Source organism: Methanobrevibacter wolinii SH, assembly GCF_000621965.1.
Classification (GTDB): Archaea; Methanobacteriota; Methanobacteria; order Methanobacteriales; family Methanobacteriaceae; genus Methanarmilla; species Methanarmilla wolinii.
In genome coordinates, this window is sequence record NZ_KK211375.1 from 128,061 (window position 1) to 149,563 (window position 21,503).

A 21,503-nucleotide genomic window follows, 5' to 3' on the forward strand; every position below is an offset into this window, starting at 1 on the left:
GGAGAATTAATATGAGTACTGTATATGATGTACCTGCAGATGTTTTAATTAACCATCTTGCAGAAGAATTTAAAAACAACAATGATAAAATACAATCACCAGCATGGACTAATCTCGTAAAAACTGGTGTTCATAAAGAAAGAAAACCAGTAAATGTCGACTGGTGGTATGTCAGATGTGCTGCTATTTTAAGAAAAGTATATATAAATGGTCCTGTAGGTGTTAGAAGTTTAAGGAATATGTACGGTGGTAAAAAAGACCGTGGAGTATGTCCAGAAGCTTTTAGACCTGGTAGTGGTTCTATTGTTAGAGGAGCTCTTCATCAATTAGAAGATGCAGGCTTAGTTGAAAAAGTTGACGGTGGAAGAGTTGTAACCCCTGAAGGTCAATCTTTCTTAGATAAAACCTCAACTGAATTAATTAAAGATATCCCAGGACTTGAAAAATATTAAATTTATTCTTATTAAAAAAGATATGGAGATTTGTATATGAGTGAATTAGATGATATTCGTCGTAAAAAATTAGAGCAATTACAAAAACAACAAGCTATGGCTGCAAATCAACAAGTTCAACAGCAACAACAACAAATGCAGCAAGCTCAACAACAACAAGAATTACAAGCTCAACTTAATCAGGCGATGAAGCAAATTATGACTCCTGAAGCTCGAAGCAGATTAGCCAATCTTAAATTAACTAAACCTGATTTAGTTCAAAGAATTGAAATTCAATTAATACAATCTGCTCAAGCTGGAAGTTTAAGAGGAAAAATTACTGATGAACAATTAAAAGTTCTTTTAAAACAACTCTCTGGTCAAAAAAGGGAGATTCATATAACTAGAAAATAGAGTAATTTTTATGAAAGCTTGTGTATTATATAGTGGTGGAAAAGATAGTTCTCTCATGGCTGTAATCCTTAAAAGATTAGGCTTTGATGTAGAAGTATGCACTGCAAATTTTGGAGTCTATAATTCATTTATTCCTGCGCAGAAATCTGCTGAAGCTCTTGGTATTAAACATCGTGTTTTAAATCTTGATAAAGAAATTTTAAACACTGGTGTTAAAATGATTATGGATGATGGATTTCCTAATGACGGAATTAAGTATATTCATAAACAAGTTGTTGAAGCAGCTGCTTCAGAGTATCCTGTTGTTGCTGATGGAACTCGTAGGGATGATAAAACTCCTAAACTTAATCGTGATCAAATTCAAAGTTTAGAAGATAGAAAAAATATTCAATATATTAATTTAGATAGTTTTGGTTATAAAACTATTAAAACATTAGTCTCTTCTCTTTTTGAAGTTAAAAAAGAAAGGAGTAATAAAGATAATAGTTCTGACTTTGAAGTAGAAATTAGAATTCTAATAGATAAACTTGGAGGAAATTCAAGTGAAATTTTCCCTGAACATTATCAAACTAATGTTGTTGGATATAAAAGTGAGAAAGTATAGGATTTTTATTTAAAACTTTAGATTGTAAAATTCAAAGGGTTTTTATCCATATCGCTTAATAATAAATAATAATTATATATATGGTGAGAAAATGAGTAGAAATAAACCATTAGCTAAAAAATTAAGAATGGCTAAAGCAAACAAACAAAACAGAAGAATTCCTATTTGGGCTTATGCTAAAACTAATCGTAAATTACAATACAGACCTAAGCCTAGACATTGGAGAAGAAATAATCTTAAATTATAGTGGTGTTTAATATGGCAGAAGATTTAGAAAGAGTTTATACTATACCTCTCCGTAACGTTAAAAACGTTAAAAGGACAATTAGGGCTCCTAGGGCTATTAGAGAAGTTAGAAACTTTTTAATGAAACATATGAAAGTTGAAGATGTAGTTATCGATTCTTCTATTAATGAAAAAATTTGGGAAAGAGGAATTCAAAAAATCCCTTCTAAAATTAAAGTTAAAGCTACACTTATAGAAGAAGACGATGAAAGATATGTTGAAGCAGTTCTTGCTGAATAGATATCTAAATTAAAATCTTTATTTTTATTATTTTTCATTATCTATTTGATAAGGTAAAATAAAATGTTAAAAAGAATTAATCTTACAGGAAATCCAAATTTAGGTGTATATATAACTGTAACAAATGATGTAGCAATTGTACCTCCTAATTTATTGGATTCTAAAGCTGAAATTTTAGAAGAAGCTTTAGATGTTAATATAATTAGATCTTCAATTGCAGGTTCTAACTTAGCTGGAGCTTTAATGGTTGGAAATTCAAATGGTTTTGTAGTTTCTCCTCAAATATATGATAGAGAATTAGTTAACTTAAAAGAAGCAGGTATTGAAAATATTGTTCCATTACCAGATAAATGTACAGCTGTAGGTAATATTCTTGCTGCAAATGATAATGGTGCTATGATTAGTCCTGAAGTTTCTGATAAAGCAGTATCTGTTGTTGAAGAAACATTGGGTGTTGATGTTGTTAAAGCACAAATTGCAGGTTATAATATTATAGGATCTTCTTTAGCTGTTACAAATAAAGGATTTCTTATACATAAAGATTCATCTCCTGAAGATATGGACTTAGTCCAAGATGTATTTGGTGTAGAAGGTAATATTGGTACTGTAAACAGAGGAATTGCTCTTGTTGGAGCATGTTCTATATCTAATTCTAATGGAGTTATTGTTGGTGAAGATACCACTGGTCCAGAAATGGCTAGAATAGAAGAATCTTTAGGATTTTTAGATTCATTCTAATTATATCAAAATGAGGGATTATAATGCAAACTAAAATTTACAGAGTTAAAGGTAAATTCGTTATGGGTTCAGATGTCCAAGTATTTACTAAGGAACTTAAATCATTTAATGAAGAACAAATTTATGAAAAAATTTACTCCTTATTTGGAAGTAAACATGGAATTAATAGAAATCAAATTTCAATTGATGAAATAAAAGAAATCAGTGCTGATGAAGTAATTGATCCAATAGTTAAAAGTCTTATATAATCTTAAAAGGTGTTATATATGGATGATCAGCAAAAATTACAACAAATGATTAATCAACTTAATGCTTATAAAAGTCAAGCTGAAGCTTTACAAAATCAAGTACAAGCTCTTCAAACATCTATGGCTGAGCTTGATGTTTTGAAAAAAACAATTGAGGATTTACAAGGTAAAGAATCAGTTGAATCTTTAGTTCCTGTTGGTGCAGGAGCTTTTATGAAAGCTGAAATTAAAGATACATCAAATGTTGTTATGAGTATTGGTTCAGGTATTGCTGTAAAACAAACTGTTGATGAAGCTAAAAAAACTGTTGATTCTCAAAAAGATGAATTAAAAGATAGTTTAGATAAAACTTTAAAAAGTTTACAAGAAGTTACTGATGTAATTGCACAGCTTTCACCAGCAGCTGAAAAACTTATGGCAAATCTTCAAGCTGATGGTCAATTGTCTAATTAGATAATTTCCTTTTATTTCTTCTATTTTTTTCAATTTTTTTAAGTTTTTTATATTTTTTACTAATTTTTAGATTTTAATTTTTATAAGAGTTGTATATTCTTAATTTACTTATTGCTATTTTAATTGTTTTAATATCTTTTTATTTAATCTAAGTTGTTTTACTATCTTACTTTTTGAATTTCTTAAATGCTATTTTTTATAATAATTTAAAGTATTAATACTTGAGGCTTAAATTTAAATCATATTCTAAAAATTAAAATAATTTCAATAAAACCTATTTTTTAATATTTATTTAGTTTAAATAATAATTTATAAAATTTATAATTTTTTTATAAAAAAAGAAAAGCTTTTAATATTTATTAAATTAAATCTTTACATAGTTTAAAATTTATTTAATATTTCATTAAGTTTAAATATAATAAATTTTTAAAATTTTGACTTAAGTTAAACATTATTTAAGGATGGTAATAACTTGTTTGAATCTTTAAAAAAGAAATTTTCAAGAACTAGTAATCAGTTAACTGATAAAGTTACTGAAGAAGCTAAATCAGATGATAATATTGAATCTATTGAACCTATTGAAGAAAAACCTAAAAAATCTAAATCTTCTAAAAATTCTAAAGATGAAGAAGAGTGGGATGCAATATTTGAAGAAGAAGATAATAAAAATGAAAAATCTGGTTTCTTTTCAAGATTTTCAAGAAATAAAAATGATAGTAAAGAAGAATCTGAAGATAATGAAGAACTTAAAGAAGAGTTAGATACTGTTGATGAGTCTTTAGAAGAACTTGAAGAAGATTCTGATAATGAAGATTCTGGTAAAAAACATTGGTATAGTAGGAAAAAAGAACCAGAACAATCAATAGCAGATAAATATAGAGATGATCTTTCTGCAGAAGAAATTTATAATGAGATTGAAGAAGAAGATAATTCTGAGGTTGAAGAGGAAAAAGGTGGTGTTTTCTCATTCTTTAAAGAAAAAACTATATCTGAGGATGATGTAGAAGATATTCTTTGGGAATTAGAAATAGGTCTTCTTGAAGGGGATGTAGCAATTGATGTTGCTAATGAAATTGTTGAATCTGTTAAAAAGGATTTAGTAGGTAAAAAAATTAAAAGAAGCACTGAAGTAGGGGAACTTACATATAAAGCTCTTAAAAAAGCAGTTGCTAAAATTATCAATGTTGATGGAAAATCAATGACTGAATTACTTGAAGAGAAAAATAAAGAAGGCAAACCTTTAGTTGTAATGTTAGTTGGTATTAATGGTACTGGTAAAACTACTACTGTTGGGAAATTAGCTAACTATTATCTTAAACGAGGATATACTCCTGTTATTGCTGCTTCTGATACTTTTCGTGCAGGAGCTATTGAACAAGTTACTCAACATGCAGATAATGTTGGTGTTAAAATTATTAAACACCAAAAAGGTTCAGATCCTGCAGCTGTAGCATATGATGCAGTAGAACATGCAGTTGCTCAAGGTAAAGATTTAGTATTAATTGATACAGCAGGTAGAATGCAAACTAATACTAATCTTATGGATGAAATGAAGAAAATTAAGAGAGTTGCAAAACCTGATCTTGTAATATTTGTTGGTGATGCATTAACTGGTAATGATGCAGTTGAACAGGCTTCTAAATTTAATGATGCTATTGATATTGATGGTGTTATTTTAACTAAAGCAGATGCTGATGCTAAAGGTGGAGCTTCATTATCTATTGGATATATTATTAATAAACCTATTTTCTTTTTAGGAATGGGTCAAGGTTATGATGATATAAGGGAATATAATCCTGAATGGATGTTAGATCAATTATTTTCATAATTAATTAAATTTTTATAAGATATTTTTTATCTTATAATATTAATACTGATATTTTATTAAAATTTATTTTAATTATTTTATTATGGATTTTTTTTTAAATTTAAGATAAATTATAGTTTAATTTAAAGATAATTAACTTTTTAATAGATTAAGATAAATTATAGTTTAATTTAAAGATAATTAACTTTTTAATAGATTAAATTTTTAAATAAAATAGTTTTTCAATAAATTCTTTCTTTATTAATATTTTATTATTAGGTGTAAATGATGTTAGGTGAAAAAGAGTTAAAAAAGTTGTTTCCTGATTTTGAAGATTTAATACAACCTTCTGGTATTGATTTAGAACTTGATAAAATTTTTATTCAAAAAGGACCAGGTTCATTAATTGATAATGAAAAAAATTTACCTGAAACTGAAGAATTAGAAGGTTCTATATATACATTAGAACCAAATACTCCATATCTTGCTAGTATTAAGAGAAAAATTAAAATTCCTAAAGGATATGCTATGTTATATAATCCAAGATCTACACTTTTAAGGTCTTTTGTTTCTGTAGAAACTGCAGTAGGTGATCCTGGATTTTATGGAACTTTAACTTTTTTAATTATTAATCATGGTAAATATCCATATAAAATTAAAAAAGGAGATAGAATAGCTCAAGGAGTTGTTTTTAAGGTTATAGGTTCTGGAGAATATAATGGATCTTATCAAGAAAAAGAAGAATGATTATATTTAAATTTTTAAGATTTTTATAATTTTATTTTTTTAAATAATTTGATTTACTGTATATTAAAATTTATAAGTTTATTGATGATAATATGAATGTAGCTGAAGTTTTAGTTAAAATTTTAGAAGACTCTAATGTTAAACATATATTTGGTCATCCTGGAGAACAAATACTTCCAATGTATAAAGCCTTAGATAAATCAAGTATTAAACATATTCTTATGAGACATGAACAAGGAGCAGTACATGCTGCAGATATGTATGCTCGCTCAACAGGTAAGTTTTCAGTTTGTATTTCTACTGCTTCACCTGGAGCATTAAATTTTATAATGGGTGTTTCAACAGCATATAAAGATTCTGTTCCAATATTAGTTTTAACTGGAGATAATCCATACAGTGAACGATTTGAAAATAATTTTCAAACATTTAACCTTCCAGGAGTTTTTAGTGAAGTTACTTTTAAAAATTATGCACCTTCAAATGGAAAAGAAGCTATTTTAGCATTAAAAAATGCAATTTATTTATTAAATAATGAACCATGTGGACCTATTCATATTAATCTTCCAAAAGATATCTTACTTGAAGAAGATGCTGAAAGATTTATTAATTTAGATATTAATGAGAGTACTTATTATGATTATGGTCATATGAATCTTTTAGAAACTCTTTTAAAATCATCTAAAAAACCTCTTATACTTGCAGGTACTGGTATAATTTGGGGTGGTGCTATTGAACTTCTAAAAGATTTCTCTAAGAAAAATAATATACCTGTATGTACTACTTATCCTGCTCGTGGTGTAATTGATGAGTCAGATTATATTAATCTAGGTATGGTAGGTATGAGAGGAACACCAAAAAGTAATTATGCCTATTTAAACTCTGATTTAATTTTAGTTTTAGGTTCAAGATTATCTGATAGAACAACTATTTTAACAGATTTTGATTCAGTAAAACAAAAAATAGTTCATGTTAATATTGATAAAAATGTTCTAGAGGGACGTCTTAAAATTTGTGGAGATGTATTTGAAGTATTAACTAGGTTAATTGATTTAGATTTAGATAGTGAAACTTATAAAGAATGGCTTTCTGAGATTAATCTACATGATAAAAAATTAATAATTGATGGTGCAGATGATGATTCTCTTCCATTAAGACCACAAGCAGCAATTAAAACAATATATGATTGTATTGGAAATTCATATGTGCTTGGAGATGCAGGGTCTCATGCTACATGGGCAATGCAATGTGCTAAACCTGATAAATTTGGAAGATTTTTATATTCTGGTGCTTTATGTCCTATGGGATTAGGTCTTCCAGGTTCAATTGGTGTTTCAATATCTCATCCTAATGAGAAAGTAGTTGTAATAAATGGAGATGGTGGTTTCCAAATGTGTATTCAAGAACTTGCTACTATTGCAGAGAATAATCTTCCAATTATTATAACTGTATTGAATAATTCTCAGTTAGGTATTATAAGACAATGGGAAGAACAAATAAGTAAAGATTTTCGTTATCAAGTAGATTTAAAGAATCCTGATTTTGTAATGATTGCAAATGGATATGGTATTAAAGCATCAAGAGTTAATACTATTTTAAATTTAAAAAACGAGTTAAAAAAAGCTATGGAACTTAATGAACCATATTTAATTGAAATTGATGTTCGTGAAGAGGATATTCCTCTTCCAAATAAAGATAATAAATAATTATATAAAATTAGTAATTTATATTTTTATTTCATGTTTTTGAGCTATTATATTCTTTTTTATATTTTTCAATAATTTTTTCTTTATATTTTTCATATTTTTCATTAGTGAATTTTATATATTCATCTTTATTTTCTATAAATAGAAATCCTATTGTTATAATAGTAAAATTATTTAATTTATTGTTTATATTTAAAATTTTTACTTTATAAATTGGGTAAATTATTCTTTTAGCTATTTCTATTTTTCCACCAAAGCTTATATAAGTATTTGAATTAATTTTATTTTTTATTTGATTTTGGATAGTCATTTAAGTTTCTCTTAGATTTTTGATTATATTTTTAATTAGTGTTTTCATTGGTTCTTTTATTATAATATTCATAATTTTAATAGTAAATATTAAAATATTTATTTTTATTTCACTCTTAAATTCAAATTCAATAATTTCTTTATTAAAAATTGGTTCTATCTGAATATTTCTATTTTTATTGTTTATTATTCCTGTTAAACCCCATAATATTCCAGCTATTTCTGCAGTATCTACAGGACTATTCAATCCAAATCTAATTTTTCCTATGGTTTGATATTTTGAGTTTTTCTTAAGAATTTTTAAAATTTTTTTAATTTCACTTTTATTTTTAATTATTTCTTTAATTAATGTTTTATTGTCTTTTTTATTCTTATTGTTTTTATTATTCTTTTTATTTTCATTTTTATTTGGGATTTCTTTTTTATATATACTTATTCCAATTAAAGAAATATTAATTAAACCTTTAAATTTTTCATTATAATTACATTCTATTTCTATTTTTAAACCAATGAATAATATTATAATAATTAAAATAAGTATTATAAGAATCAGATTTAATATTGTTAATAGTGTATTCACTTTATCTCCCTTATTTTAATTATTTAAGTATTTATTTTTTTTAAAATTTTATTTATTATTTAAATTTAGTTTAATATTATTCTGCATCGTTTATGTCTTTATTTTTATTTTTATTTTCTTCTTCATTGGGGTATTGCCATTCTGCTTCAGAATAATTTTCAGAATTTGAGTTAAAATAATTTTTAATTAAATCACTTATCATTAATCCTAAGTCATTAATTGCTTTATTAGTATTATTTCCTTTACTAATATCTATTACTCTTATACTATCTGATCCTGATGAATTTTTAGATACAACAACCATACTTATAGGTTCGATTCCTGCAGCAGCACCTGCCCCTCCAGTGGTATTGTTGTTTCCACCACCAAAACCAAAACCCATTTTTACAACTGGAATTAATATTTTGTCTTCAGTTTCTATTGGTTCTCCAATAACACTATTGGTTTTTAATATTTTATTTAATTCTTCAATTGTTGTTTTAAATGAACTGTCAGTCATTTTTTATACCTCGTTTATAATTATAGGTTTTTTATTATTTTTATAATTTTATTTTTTTATTAAATTTATTTAATTTTAATATTTAAATTTATTATTTTTTTAATAAATTTATAATTATTTATATTTTTGGTATTTTTAATTTATTTTTTATGATGTATAATAAGATTTTTTAAAAAAAAGTATTTGTTGATTTCTTATTTTCATCATATTTATATGCTTTATTAATTTAAATCTTTTAAAATAAGTTATTAGATTGTTTAAGTTAATAAAATTAGTAAAAAAAGAAAAAAAGAGGAATTATTGTAAGTATGTTTTTGCTAATGCAGTTACACCAGCACCTGGTTCTACATCAATTCCAGCTTCATTTAAGGTCATACCTAATGCAGTAAAGGTTATAGCTAATTCTTTATAATTAGTTGAACCCATATGTCCTATTCTGAAGATATTACCTTTAAGATGATCTTGTCCTCCAGCTAATTGGACACCATATTTGTTTAACATAGTTCCTCTAATTTGATCATCAGTTTTTCCTTCAGGCATTTTTACTGCAGTTACAGTACAGGATGCATGTTCTTCTTCTGCGAATAATTCGAGACCTAATGCTTTTACTGCATTTCTACAAGCTTCTGCATTTTTATGGTGACGTGCAATCCTATTATCTAATCCTTCTCTTTCAATATCATTAAGTGCTTCAAGTAATCCATATATTGAAGATACAGATGGGGTATATGGTGTTTGAGCAGGATTTTTGTTTCCGCTTTCCCTATATTTTTTCATGTTGAAATAGTAAGTTTGTGCATCTACATTTTCAACAGCTTTCCATGCATCATCACTTAATGTAATAGCAGAAAGTCCTGGTGGTGCTGCTAAACATTTTTGTGATCCTGTAACACAGACATCAATTCCATATTTATCTACATCTACATTATCTCCAGCAAGGGAAGATACAGTATCTACAACATATAAAGCATCGTAATTTTTCATAACTTTACCAATTTCTTTAATTGGTGCAGCTACACCTGTGGAAGTTTCGTTATGAATAAGACTTACAGCTTTAATATCTTCATCTGCTTCAAGTGCTGCTTCAATAGCTTCAGGAGTTACAGCAGTTCCCCATTTTACTGCTAATTCTTCTACATCTATTCCATGTACTCTAGCAATATCTGCGAAACGTTCTCCAAATTTACCTCCTACTACACTTAATATTTTTTCTTTAGGATTTGCTATATTTGCTATAGCAGCTTCCATACCACCAGTACCAGATGATGTAAGAATATAAGATTGATTTTGAGTTTTGAATACTTTAGACATTTTTTCACATGTCTCATTATATATTCTTCCAAACTCGTCTCCTCTATGGTTGACAATGTTTTTGGACATTGCTGCAAGAACATTAGGTTCCACATTTACAGGTCCTGGAAGCATTAATAATATATTATTCATATATGTTTTCCTCCATTAATAAAATCAAAAGCTTGATATTTTTCTTATGATATTTTTTTTCAAGCTATATAAAATTTTTAATTTATTTAATATTAAAGTTTTTTGTTTATTGTTTTTATTAATTTTTATTGGATTTATTTTTTTATTTTTTTTATTTTTTGATATTTCTTTTATTATCTTTTTATTTCTCATTGTTTTATTTATCTTCTTTTTTATTATTATTTAAAATATTTATATTAAGTTATTATCTATTAATTTTAGTGTTATATATTTTTATTTGTCCTTTTTAAAGATTTTTTATTTTAATTGATTTTAATAAACTTTATTTATATTGAATAAATATATTTAATTATGAAATTTGCAGATTGGGAATTATGGTATAAAAAAATTTTAAATGACTTTGAATTTATTAGGGAAGATGATGAATCTTCAGCTAAAATTTTAAATAGAATTTTAGATGAAGAAGGCTGTCTTAATATTGATGATTTTAAAAATGATATTGTAAATTTTAAGGATACTAATAAATTTATAATATTTGGTGCTGGTCCATCTATTAAAGAGCATATTAATTATATTAAAGAAAATTATAATTTAGATGATTATGTACTTGTTTCTGCTGATGGTTCTACTACTGCACTTTTAGAAGAGTATATTGTTCCAGATATAATTGCAACTGATTTAGATGGTAATATTGATGATTTATTAGCTGCTAATTGTAGGGATTCATATATGGTTATTCATGCTCATGGTAATAATAAAGAAGCTATTGAAAAATATACTTCTTTCTTTGATAATATTTTAGGAACTACTCAATCTACTCCTTTTGGACATCTTTATAACTTTGGAGGATTTACAGATGGAGATAGAGCAATGTTTTTATCTCTCGCATTAGGTGCTAAGTCATTAATATTAGCAGGTATGGATTTTGGAAATATTGTAACTAAATATTCTAGACCTAAAAATGAAAAATTGCTTCAAGATGCAGATAATATTAAAAGGAAAAAATTAGTATATGCTGAAGAGTTAACTAATTGGATTAAAGATAATGAGGATGTAGAATTAATCAATTTATGTGATTAATTTATTTTATTTTGTTTATATTTCTAATTTAATTAATTACATTTTTTATTATTTTATTTTATTTTATTATCATGTACATGTAAACATTATAATTTAATAGTTTATTAAATTAATATTAAATGAAAGTTTTTATTTCTTATTTTTCTAAATTTTTTATATTAATTAGTTTGTTAAAATTATCTTTTCATGATTAAGATCTATTTATTTTTGAAATAAAATGTTATATGGTTTTTTTAAGAATTATTCTATATTTTGTTATATGTTTTTAAGTTTTTAGATAAAATTTTTAATAAGTTTTATTTTAATTATTTAAAAAAATTTAATATGATAATCTAAAATTATTTATTATTTGATTTTAAAATTTAATACTAACTTATAATTTTATTAAAGAAATTATTATTTAAATTATATTTTTTGCATTGGTTTCTTAAGATATTATTAAATTTTGTAATTTTATAAATTCAATTGTGGAGTGAGTCTATGGGAATTAAAGATATATTAATGTATGATGAAACAGTTTTTAAAAATATAAATGTTTTTAATCCAGATTATGTTCCTCAAAATTATGATTTTAGGGATAGACAAATGGAAGCTATGGCAATGGATATTAAACCAGCTTTAAGGGGAGGTCGTCCAACTAATGCAGTTATTTTAGGATCTTGTGCAACAGGTAAAACTACTGCAGTTAAAAGAGTTTTTGATCTTGTTGAAGAGACAACTAATAAAGTTGTCTGTTGTTATATTAATTGTCAACTTCATACAACTCGTTTCAGTATATTCTCTCAAATATTTAAGAAAATCTTTGGTCATGAACCTCCTGAAACTGGAGTTCCTTATTCAAGAATTTATAAACAAGTCATGAATTATTTACAAGAAAAAGATAAAGCTTTAATGGTTGCATTTGATGATGTAAATTATTTATTTCAAAATAATCAAGCTAATAAAATATTTTATGATATTTTAAGAGCTTATGAAGAATTTCCTGGAGTAAAAACTGGAGTTTTTGCAATTGTTTCTGATTTAGAATTTAAATATGCATTAGATAAAAATGTTAATACTGTATTTATTCCTCATGATATTGTTTTTTCTCCATATAGTCGTTCTGAGTTACTAAGTATTCTATCAAAAAGAGTACATTACGGTTTTTATGAAGGAGTAATTTCTGATGAAATTCTTGAAGAAATAACAGATTATACCTTAGATAGTGGGGATTTAAGGGTAGGTATTGATTTACTTAAGGTTTGTGGAAATATTGCTGAAGCAAATGCGAGTCCTTTTGTTACTGAGGAATTTTTAGAAGAAGCTAAAAATAAACAGGTTTCTGTAAATCTTATTGAAACATATAAATCTTTAAGTGATGTAGAAAGACAGTTATTAAAAATAGTTGCAGATTCTGATGAAGTATTAACTGCTGGTGACTTGTCTGATAGATTTAAAGAAAGTACAGGTTTAAGTTATGCAACTTTTAATAGAACTTTAGATAAACTAGAATTTTTAAGGTTGATTGATACTAAACTTACTGGAAAAGGAGTTAGAGGTAATTCAAGACAAATTCTTTTAAGATTTAATCCTGAAGATATTCGTAATATTAAATCTTAAAATCTATTTTATATTATTAAAATGTTTAAAAAGCTTAAATTTTTAATAGATAATTTTTTTAATATATTAAAATTTTTATTAAAGATTTTTAAACTTTTAAATTAGTCTTAAATTATCCTTTTTTCTTTTTTATATGTAAATAAATTCTTTTAATAGAAATTTTAAAATAATTTAGTATTTATTTGCTTTTTTGTTTTTTCTATGTTTTATAACATAATAAATTATTATTAATAATATTGCTATTCCTATTATTATATCAAATATTCTAAAGTATTGACTTATTATGCTCCAATCTTTTCCTAATTCTATTCCAATTATTGCAAGTATTGAAGTCCATATTCCAGAACCAATTAATGTATATATAATAAATTTTTTAATATCCATTTTATTTATTCCAGCAGGTAATGAAATAAATGTTCTTATACCAGGTAATATTCTTCCAAAAAATACTGCAGCATCTCCATGTTTATTAAACCATTTATCTGCATTGTCTAATTTTTCTTTAGTTATTAAAATATATTTTCCATATTTTTCTAATAATGGTCTTGCACCTTTAAGTCCAATGTAATATGTAATTAAAGATCCTACAAGATTTCCAAGTATTCCTACTAATATGATATTAGTTAAAGTTAATTTTCCTTCGTTAACAACAAAGCCTGCAAATGTCATAATGACTTCACTAGGAAGTGGAATACATGCACTTTCTATGGTCATTCCTAAAAATATTCCAAAGTATCCTAGACTTTCAATTAAATATATTACTAGATTTGCTAATGATGCACTTATACTAATCATATTTCTCCTCTTTTTTAATCTCCTAATTTTTTAAGGATATTATTAAATATTATAATAAACTTTAATTTATATATAATATGTGATATTTTTAATATCTATTTTAATTTTTATCTTTATATTTGTAAATTAAAATATTTATAACTGTATAATTCTTTTATTCATCTTTTAAATTATCGATTATTAAATTAAATTTAATTTTTCATTTTATAGTTGTTATTTACTTTTAATATTTTCTAAAATATAAAGATATTATATTTTAAATAGTTAATGGTGAATTTTATGAGTTTAAATCATGATTTATATGGTAAGGATATGGAATTAATATCTAATTATAATCCTGACTTAAAATATTCTGATCCAGAATTAGTTGATATTTTAGATAATTTTTTATTATATGATGTATTTGAAAATTGTACTTTATCTACAAGGTCCAGATTACTTGTAACTTTAGCTACTTTAATTGCAAATCAATCTTTAAATCAATATTCTGAGATTTTAATTAAGTCTTTAGATTTAGGAATTAGTCCTATTGAAATTAAAGAAGTTTTATATCAATCATTACCTTATATTGGTCTTGCAAAAACATATGATTTTTTAAATAAAACTAATGATGTATTTAAAGATATTGGTATAAATTTACCTCTTCCTAATCAATCAACAACTAATAGAGATAATAGAATAAAAGTAGGTTATGATATTCAAGCTAATAATTTTGGTAAGGACTTTATAGATTCAAGTATTGAAAATGCTCCTAATAATCAAAAACATATTTGGGATTTTATATCTGGTTTTGCTTTTGGAGACTTTTATGCAAGAAATGGATTAAGTGATAAAGATAGAGAACTTGTTTCATTTACTTATATTTTATCATTACGTGGTTGTGAAGATCAATTGAGAATTCATGTTAAAGGTAATTTAAAAGTAGGTAATGATAAAGAAACTTTAATTAGTACTATTTCTGCACTTGTGCCATATATAGGATTTCCAAGAGTACATAATGCACTTGCTATAGTTAATGAAGTTTGTAATAAATTAGATTAATTAAATTTAATTTTAAATTTAATACTTATTTATTTTATTTTAATTTAAAGTTTAAGTTTTAAAATATACTTAATATTCTAATTTAAAGTAGTTAATACTAATCTTCTAAATAAGTTATTTTAAGAAATAATTTAAAAAATTTAGTTAATTTTAAGTAAAAAATAAGTTGAATTTTAATATATACTTCATTTATAAACATGATTTTTTAGGTTTGTGGCTTTAATATTAAAATTTTTTAATGAAGTATATATTAATATAATTTATTTAAATAAATAAATAAATTAATTTTATGAATTGAATTTTAATAATGTATAATAAGTTAATTCTTTTACTTATTATACTTTGATAGCATAATCTCTTATGCAAATGAATTTATATCTATTATTCTATTACTTTATTGCTATTATAATTTAGTTAATATTTTATTATAGGTTTTTAAATTTTTAAGGCATTTAGGTATTTATAGTTAACTAAATTATGCATGGAATACTAATAGTTAATTAAAGTAATAGGGTTTGGTAGTTATTTGTTAGGACGAAAAATTTAACAAATAATTTGTAGGATTATACTCTAATAATAGATAGTATAGTAATAAGCAATACTAATAAAACCATTAGTATTACCATGCAAGATTGAATACTTATATCATTAAATACTATTACATCATAAAGTGTAGTTTTTTTCCTTAAATCTGCATTTAATTTTGTATCAGTATTATTGAACATTTTAATCACTCACTACTTTTAATAGTGTTAAAAATATTATATAAAGAAAAACCAAGACCCCATTTGAAAACTAATATTAATAATTAATAAAACCAATTATATACTTTATTTATTTAATACAAAAATTAAATCAGTGTTATTATGTCTTTAGATAATGAATACCAAATTAAATTAAATAAACAATATGAATTTTTTGATGTTACTGCTGATATCGGATTTTTTGCATATGGTCAAACTTTAGAAGAAGCTTTTGAAAATTCAGGTTTAGCAATGTTTAATGTTATTTCTAATACATCAAATGTTAATAATGATAAAGAATTTACTATTGAAATTGAATCTGAGGATTTAGTATCTTTACTTTATGATTATTTAGAAGAATTACTTTTTTTATCTGATGTTAATTTTATATTATTTTCTGATTTTGATTTATCAATATCAAAAGGAGATAAAAATTTAGAAAATCCATATAAACTAAAAGGAGTAGTTAAAGGCGAAAATATGGATTGGAATAAACATCAAAGAGGTTCTGAAGTTAAAGCAATAACATTTCATATGATGGAAGTTCTTGAAAAAAATGAGTATTTTATGACTAGAGTTATACTTGATTTATGATTTTTATAATAAAATATTATTTAATAATTTAATTTCTCTTTATCTATTTTTTATGATTTCTTTACTATTTTAATTATTTTTTATTTTTTATTTTTTTTGAATTTGCTAAAACATTTCTAATTTTTAGAATATTTTTTTTAAATTTAATTTAAGGTATTAACTAAGCTTAAATTATTATAAAAAATAGTTTTTAAGATTTAAATTTATGATATGTTTTTTTAATTTAATAAGTGAATAATCTTAAATTTTTAATTAAATATATTTTGAATATTTTCTTTTTTAGTATTTTTAATTTCTAAATACAATAACTATTAAGTATTTATATAATAAATAGTATATTATAATAGAATATTGAGATTTTTTATCTTAAATATTCTAAAGCTTAAGTTTAAAATTTTTATTTATTTTTAATTATTTTAATTATTTTATTCTATCAAAACGTATAGTGATTATATGAGTATTAAAGAAGAAGTTACAAAAGTTCGTGATAATGTTTGGGAAATTCCAAGTAGTTATAAAAAGGCTATGAGGGTTCCTGGAAGAATATACATTGATGATGAAGGATTTGAAAATATTGATGAAGGTTCACTTGAACAAGTAGCTAATGTTGCTTGTTTACCTGGAATTCAAAAATATTCTATAGGATTACCTGATATTCATTTTGGTTATGGTTTTAGTATTGGTGGTGTAGGTGCAGTTGGTACTAAAAATGGTGTTATAAGTCCTGGTGGTGTAGGTTTTGATATTAATTGTGGTGTAAGATTAATTAGAACTAATTTAACTGAAGATGATGTAAAACCTAAACTTAAAGAACTTGTTGATGTCTTATTTAAGAATATTCCTTCTGGTGTTGGAAGTAAAGGAAGAGTTCATCTTAAACAAAATCAAATTGATGATGTTTTAAATTATGGTGCTGAATGGGCTGTAGATAATGGATATGGTTGGGATGATGATTTAAAATTTTTAGAAGAAAATGGTAGGATGTTAGATGCTGATGCTTCTTTTGTTTCAGATAAAGCAAAAAGAAGAGGTATTCCTCAATTAGGGTCCCTTGGATCTGGAAATCACTTTTTAGAAGTTCAAAAAGTTGATGAAATTTATAATGAAAAAGCAGCTAAAGCATTTGGTATCGTTCCTGGAACTATAAGTATTATGATTCACTCTGGTTCACGTGGTTGTGGTCATCAAGTATGTTCTGATTATTTAAGATTGATGGATAAAGCATATAAAAAATATGAAGTTAATCTTCCAGATAGACAACTTGCATGTGCTCCAATTGATTCTAAAGAAGCTCAAAAATATATAAGAGCAATGTATGCTGCAGCTAATTATGCATGGGCTAATAGACAAATGATGACTCATTGGGTAAGAGAATCATTTGAATCAGTATTTAATCAATCCGCTTCTGACATGAATATGGGTATTGTTTATGATGTAGCACATAATATTGCTAAAAAAGAACATCATAAAATTAAAAACTTTAGTCAAGATGTATACGTTCATAGAAAAGGTGCAACAAGGGCATTTGGTCCTGGTAGAATTGAAGTTCCTAAAGATTATCGTAGTATTGGTCAACCTGTTTTAATTCCTGGAACTATGGGTACTGCTTCATATATTCTTCATGGTACTGATGTTGCTATGGAAGAAACATTTGGTTCAACAGCTCATGGTGCAGGAAGAGTATTATCTAGAACTCAAGCTAAAAAGGATTTCACTCCAGAAGGTATTGAGAAAGATCTTGAAAATAAAGGTATTTTAGTTAAAGCTAATACTAATCCTGTCCTTGCTGAAGAAGCACCAGGAGCTTATAAAAATATTGATAGTGTAGTTAAAACATCTGATATGGCAGGTATTGCAAAACTTGTAGCAAAAGTTACACCTCTTGCAGTAACAAAAGGATAATTTGGTGATTGTATGTTAGGAATTATTGGAGGTAGTGGTGTAGAAGAAATCACTGAGCTTGCAGATTCAGTTGAAGAAAAAACTGTTAATACAGAGTATGGGTTTGTTAATGTATCTTTTCTAAAAATTAAATCAAAAGATGTTGTCTTTATACCTCGTCATCATAAAGGACATACAACTCCACCACATAAAATTAATTATAAAGCAAATATTAAGGCTTTAAAAGATTGTGGTGTAGATCAAATTATTTCTACAAATGCAGTAGGTTCTATTAATATGCAAATGCCTCCTGGATCAATAGTACTTGCTGATGACTTTTTAGATTTCACTGTATTAAGAGATAGGACTTTCTTTGATAATCAAGTTGTTCATATTGACATGTCTGAACCTTATTGTCCACGACTTAGAAAAGCAATATTTGATAATCAAAGTCAAGATTCTCCAGTTATACCTCATGGAACTTATGTCTGTACTGAAGGTCCTAGATTTGAGACTCCTGCAGAAATTAAAATGTTTAAAATTATTGGTGGAGATATAGTTGGAATGACTGGACTTCCAGAAGCAGTACTTGCACGTGAAATGGGTATATGTTATGAAACAATTTGTGTCGTTAGTAATTTTGGAACTTCTATTTCTCCAACTAAACTAACTTTTGAGGAAGTTGGAGAAATTATGGCCCAGAAAAAAGAGGATCTTTTAGCATTAATTTATAGAACTATTCTTTCATTAGATGATGATTATGATTGTGATTGTCATCATGCAGTAGAATAGTTTTTTTAATTATTTTTATTATTTTTATTTAAAATTAGTTTATAGAAGTAAATTTTTTATTTATATTGGTTTCTATTTATATACTAAATATTTATTAATAAATAAAAAAATATTATATATAAGTTTTATTAAATTAAACTTAGATTATACAATTTTTTAATATATTTTGGAGGAAGTGATTTTTATGGTAACAATTACAATTGATCATGATAAATGTGATGGCGAAGATGAATGTGGAGACTGTGTAGATTTATGTACTATGGAAGTTTTAGAATGGGTAGATGGTAAAGTTACTCCTGTTAATATAGACGAATGTAGTTTATGTGAAACTTGTGTAGATTTATGTCCTAATGAATGTATCGTAGTTAAAGATGATTAGGGGGCTTTATTATCTCAAAAGTTATTCTTTTATGTGGTAGTCCACGTTCTGATGGAAATACTATGAGTATTTTAAAAATCTGTGCTAAAGAAATTGAAGCTAATGGTCTTGATACTGAAATTATAAACATTGGAGATAAAAGTATTCACTCTTGTATTGCATGTGGATCTTGTGGTGAAACTGGTAAATGTGTTTTTGATGATGGAATCAATGAAATTGCTGATAAATTAAGAGAAGCTGATGGTTTTATTCCTGCTGCTCCAGTATACTTTGGAACTGCTCGTGGAGATATGATGGCTGCTCTTCAAAGAATAGGTAAACTTTCTCGTGGTAATGATAAATTCTTGTCTTGGATGGTTGGTGGACCAATTGCTATTGCAAGACGTGGTGGATTAACTTTAACATTACAAGAAATGTCAATGTTCTTTATTATCAATGAAATGATTATTCCAGGTAGTAATTATTGGAATATGGTTTTCGCTGGTCCAAAAGGGGCTTATAAAGATGATGAAGATGGTATTGCAACAATTAAATTATTTGCGAATAATGTTGCAAAATTAATTAATAAAATTAAAGATTAAATCTTTATTTTTATTTTTACTTATTTTTTATAGTTAATTATTATTTTTTTTAAATTTTATAATATTGGGGTATCTTTTATGAAAATTGCTGTATCATCATCAAATGGTAAAGATGTGGATTTACATTTTGGTAAATCAAAAACATTATATGTTTATGAGTTTAATGGTGAAAATACTAAATTTCTTGAAAAACGTGAAGTTGAGATTGATGAAGATAGAAAGCATCAAGGTGTAAAAATTGTAAAACTTTTACATGATGTTGATTTAGTTATTTGTGTTCAAATTGGATTTAAATCTAAAATGCGTTTAGATAAAAAAGGAATTAAAGTTTATCAAGATGAAGGTCCAATTGATGAAGTTTTAGAAAGATATGTTAATCATTATAAATTTATGAATCAACCTTTAAATATTTAATTTTAAACAAAGTTTTATATATTATTAAATTTAAAAATTATATTAACCTTTTAGGGCGGGTTTTAAACTTTTAAAACTTTTATTTCAAAATATTTTCAAATTAAGATAGGCTGAGCCTATATTAGTTGGATTGTAAATTAAAGAGTTAAATAAATTCTTTATCTTATTTTAGGGATATAACTCTCATTATTTAAAGTACTAGATTTTATAGTTGACTTTTTATATATTTAATTTATATTTTATTCTATAATTATTTTAGAAATTTCTTTTTAAAAGTAAGTTTATTTTTTTATATTGAATCTAGTTATTATTTTTAATATTTACAAGCCAATATTCAAATTTAATCATGTTAGATAGCCGTATCTAACTTTATCAATTATTTAATAAAATTTCTTATATAATTAAGGGATTAACAAAAAAATTATTGTGAGGAATGATATAAAATGGCAAAAGCAAAACGTCGAGTACGTGATACTTGGAGAGAAAAAGTATGGTATGATATTAAAGCACCTATTGAATTTGGTGAAAAAGAAATAGGAGAAACTCCTTCTAGAGATCCTGAATTTTTAATTGGAAGAAATGTTGATGTAACTATGAGGGAATTAACTGGAGATTTCTCAAAACAATACATCAAATTAAACTTTGAAATTAATAATGTTGCAGGAAAAGTAGCAAATACTAGATTTGCAGGACATAAAATCACTTCTGATCGTATTAGAAGTATGATTAGAAGAGGTACTAGTAGAATTGATTCTATTGCTATTGTAAAAACTAAAGATGGACATGAAATTAAAGTTCATGTTTTAGCTGTAACTAATAAAAGAGCTAAATCTTCTCAACAAAAATTCATGAGAGAAACTATTAAAAACTTAGTTACTGAATCTGCTAGTGAAAAATCTTTCAAAGAATTCACTGAAATTTTAACTAATGGTAGATTAGCTTCTGAAATTTACCATAATGCTAAAAAAATCTACCCTCTTAATAGAGTAGAAATCATTAAAAGTAAAGTATACAATTAAGTTTGATTAAACTTTATTTATTTTATTTTTTAGTTTAAATTAATTGAAGTTTTTAATTTTACTTAAAAACTTTTATTTTCTAAT

Annotated in this window: 27 protein-coding genes; 21 read left to right on the top strand and 6 right to left on the bottom strand. The window is 25.0% G+C overall.

The genetic code is table 11. The annotated features are described in order from the left end of the window. Positions 1-11: 11 nt before the first annotated feature. The 11 genes from T523_RS04280 to T523_RS04330 all read left to right on the top strand — a co-directional run bounded on the left by T523_RS04280 (position 12) and on the right by T523_RS04330 (position 7,670). Positions 12-452, top strand: coding sequence for a 30S ribosomal protein S19e (locus tag T523_RS04280; protein WP_042707685.1), 441 nt, complete (start codon positions 12-14; stop codon positions 450-452). A gap of 36 nt (positions 453-488) precedes the next feature. After that, entirely contained in the window at positions 489-845 is a 357-nt protein-coding gene (locus T523_RS04285; protein WP_042707686.1) for a DNA-binding protein, read from the top strand. A gap of 10 nt (positions 846-855) precedes the next feature. After that, entirely contained in the window at positions 856-1,449 is a 594-nt protein-coding gene (locus T523_RS04290) for a DUF7411 family protein (protein ID WP_042707687.1), read from the top strand. Between the two features lie 91 nt (positions 1,450-1,540). Then, entirely contained in the window at positions 1,541-1,696 is a 156-nt protein-coding gene (locus tag T523_RS04295; RefSeq protein WP_042707688.1) for a 50S ribosomal protein L39e, read from the top strand. An 11-nt stretch (positions 1,697-1,707) separates the two neighbouring features. Next, complete coding sequence (locus T523_RS04300; RefSeq protein WP_042707689.1) at positions 1,708-1,974, top strand: 50S ribosomal protein L31e; 267 nt, start codon at positions 1,708-1,710, stop codon at positions 1,972-1,974. Positions 1,975-2,037: 63 nt separating this feature from the next. Continuing rightward, positions 2,038-2,712, top strand: coding sequence for a translation initiation factor IF-6 (locus T523_RS04305; RefSeq protein WP_042707690.1), 675 nt, complete (start codon positions 2,038-2,040; stop codon positions 2,710-2,712). Positions 2,713-2,735: 23 nt separating this feature from the next. Then, complete coding sequence (rpl18a, locus tag T523_RS04310; protein ID WP_042707691.1) at positions 2,736-2,960, top strand: 50S ribosomal protein L18Ae; 225 nt, start codon at positions 2,736-2,738, stop codon at positions 2,958-2,960. 18 nt (positions 2,961-2,978) lie between these two features. Then, entirely contained in the window at positions 2,979-3,413 is a 435-nt protein-coding gene (pfdA, locus tag T523_RS04315) for a prefoldin subunit alpha (RefSeq protein WP_042707692.1), read from the top strand. A 472-nt stretch (positions 3,414-3,885) separates the two neighbouring features. Further along, entirely contained in the window at positions 3,886-5,241 is a 1,356-nt protein-coding gene (gene ftsY, locus T523_RS04320; RefSeq protein ID WP_042707693.1) for a signal recognition particle-docking protein FtsY, read from the top strand. Positions 5,242-5,508: 267 nt separating this feature from the next. Then, positions 5,509-5,967 carry a dCTP deaminase gene (locus T523_RS04325; protein ID WP_042707694.1) on the top strand — a complete coding sequence of 153 codons (459 nt, stop codon included), beginning with the start codon at positions 5,509-5,511 and terminating at the stop codon, positions 5,965-5,967. A gap of 92 nt (positions 5,968-6,059) precedes the next feature. Continuing rightward, on the top strand, positions 6,060-7,670 hold the full coding sequence (locus T523_RS04330; protein ID WP_042707695.1) for a thiamine pyrophosphate-binding protein: 1,611 nt from the start codon (positions 6,060-6,062) through the stop codon (positions 7,668-7,670). 31 nt (positions 7,671-7,701) lie between these two features. Here T523_RS04330 and T523_RS04335 read toward each other — a convergent pair whose 3' ends face one another. The 4 genes from T523_RS04335 to T523_RS04350 form a co-directional block, all read right to left on the bottom strand. Then, positions 7,702-7,980 carry a hypothetical protein gene (locus T523_RS04335; protein ID WP_042707696.1) on the bottom strand — a complete coding sequence of 93 codons (279 nt, stop codon included), beginning with the start codon at positions 7,978-7,980 and terminating at the stop codon, positions 7,702-7,704. Then, positions 7,981-8,559 (bottom strand): DUF2953 domain-containing protein, encoded by a 579-nt coding sequence (locus tag T523_RS04340; RefSeq protein ID WP_042707697.1) that lies wholly within the window; start codon positions 8,557-8,559, stop codon positions 7,981-7,983. 76 nt (positions 8,560-8,635) lie between these two features. Next, entirely contained in the window at positions 8,636-9,058 is a 423-nt protein-coding gene (locus T523_RS04345) for a GerW family sporulation protein (RefSeq protein ID WP_042707698.1), read from the bottom strand. 297 nt (positions 9,059-9,355) lie between these two features. Further along, positions 9,356-10,501 (bottom strand): pyridoxal-phosphate-dependent aminotransferase family protein, encoded by a 1,146-nt coding sequence (locus T523_RS04350; protein WP_042707699.1) that lies wholly within the window; start codon positions 10,499-10,501, stop codon positions 9,356-9,358. 351 nt (positions 10,502-10,852) lie between these two features. Between T523_RS04350 and T523_RS04355 the strand changes: the two genes are divergently transcribed. Then, complete coding sequence (locus T523_RS04355; protein ID WP_042707700.1) at positions 10,853-11,581, top strand: 6-hydroxymethylpterin diphosphokinase MptE-like protein; 729 nt, start codon at positions 10,853-10,855, stop codon at positions 11,579-11,581. A gap of 480 nt (positions 11,582-12,061) precedes the next feature. After that, positions 12,062-13,180, top strand: coding sequence for an ORC1-type DNA replication protein (locus T523_RS04360; RefSeq protein WP_042707701.1), 1,119 nt, complete (start codon positions 12,062-12,064; stop codon positions 13,178-13,180). Between the two features lie 171 nt (positions 13,181-13,351). Here the strand turns inward: T523_RS04360 and T523_RS04365 are convergent, their stop codons facing one another. Continuing rightward, positions 13,352-13,972, bottom strand: a complete 621-nt coding sequence (locus T523_RS04365; protein WP_084486439.1) for a DedA family protein — start codon at positions 13,970-13,972, stop codon at positions 13,352-13,354. 282 nt (positions 13,973-14,254) lie between these two features. Here T523_RS04365 and T523_RS04370 point away from each other — a divergent pair, with 282 nt between their 5' ends. After that, entirely contained in the window at positions 14,255-15,016 is a 762-nt protein-coding gene (locus tag T523_RS04370; protein ID WP_052334639.1) for a carboxymuconolactone decarboxylase family protein, read from the top strand. Between the two features lie 563 nt (positions 15,017-15,579). Here the strand turns inward: T523_RS04370 and T523_RS09160 are convergent. Next, positions 15,580-15,741 (bottom strand): hypothetical protein, encoded by a 162-nt coding sequence (locus T523_RS09160; protein WP_198016027.1) that lies wholly within the window; start codon positions 15,739-15,741, stop codon positions 15,580-15,582. 141 nt (positions 15,742-15,882) lie between these two features. Between T523_RS09160 and T523_RS04375 the strand changes: the two genes are divergently transcribed. The 7 genes from T523_RS04375 to T523_RS04405 all read left to right on the top strand — a co-directional run bounded on the left by T523_RS04375 (position 15,883) and on the right by T523_RS04405 (position 21,419). Then, positions 15,883-16,353, top strand: a complete 471-nt coding sequence (locus T523_RS04375) for an archease (protein WP_052334640.1) — start codon at positions 15,883-15,885, stop codon at positions 16,351-16,353. Positions 16,354-16,806: 453 nt separating this feature from the next. Then, on the top strand, positions 16,807-18,255 hold the full coding sequence (locus T523_RS04380) for an RtcB family protein (RefSeq protein WP_042707703.1): 1,449 nt from the start codon (positions 16,807-16,809) through the stop codon (positions 18,253-18,255). A 12-nt stretch (positions 18,256-18,267) separates the two neighbouring features. Further along, positions 18,268-19,026, top strand: coding sequence for an S-methyl-5'-thioadenosine phosphorylase (gene mtnP, locus T523_RS04385; RefSeq protein ID WP_042707704.1), 759 nt, complete (start codon positions 18,268-18,270; stop codon positions 19,024-19,026). 184 nt (positions 19,027-19,210) lie between these two features. Continuing rightward, positions 19,211-19,405, top strand: a complete 195-nt coding sequence (locus T523_RS04390) for a ferredoxin (protein ID WP_042707705.1) — start codon at positions 19,211-19,213, stop codon at positions 19,403-19,405. Positions 19,406-19,416: 11 nt separating this feature from the next. Beyond that, the gene (locus T523_RS04395) at positions 19,417-19,986 is read left to right on the top strand and encodes a flavodoxin family protein (protein WP_042707706.1); all 570 of its coding nucleotides are present in this window, start codon (positions 19,417-19,419) and stop codon (positions 19,984-19,986) included. Positions 19,987-20,064: 78 nt separating this feature from the next. Beyond that, the gene (locus T523_RS04400) at positions 20,065-20,400 is read left to right on the top strand and encodes a NifB/NifX family molybdenum-iron cluster-binding protein (RefSeq protein ID WP_042707707.1); all 336 of its coding nucleotides are present in this window, start codon (positions 20,065-20,067) and stop codon (positions 20,398-20,400) included. A 443-nt stretch (positions 20,401-20,843) separates the two neighbouring features. After that, the gene (locus tag T523_RS04405) at positions 20,844-21,419 is read left to right on the top strand and encodes a 30S ribosomal protein S3ae (protein ID WP_042707708.1); all 576 of its coding nucleotides are present in this window, start codon (positions 20,844-20,846) and stop codon (positions 21,417-21,419) included. Positions 21,420-21,503: the final 84 nt, after the last annotated feature.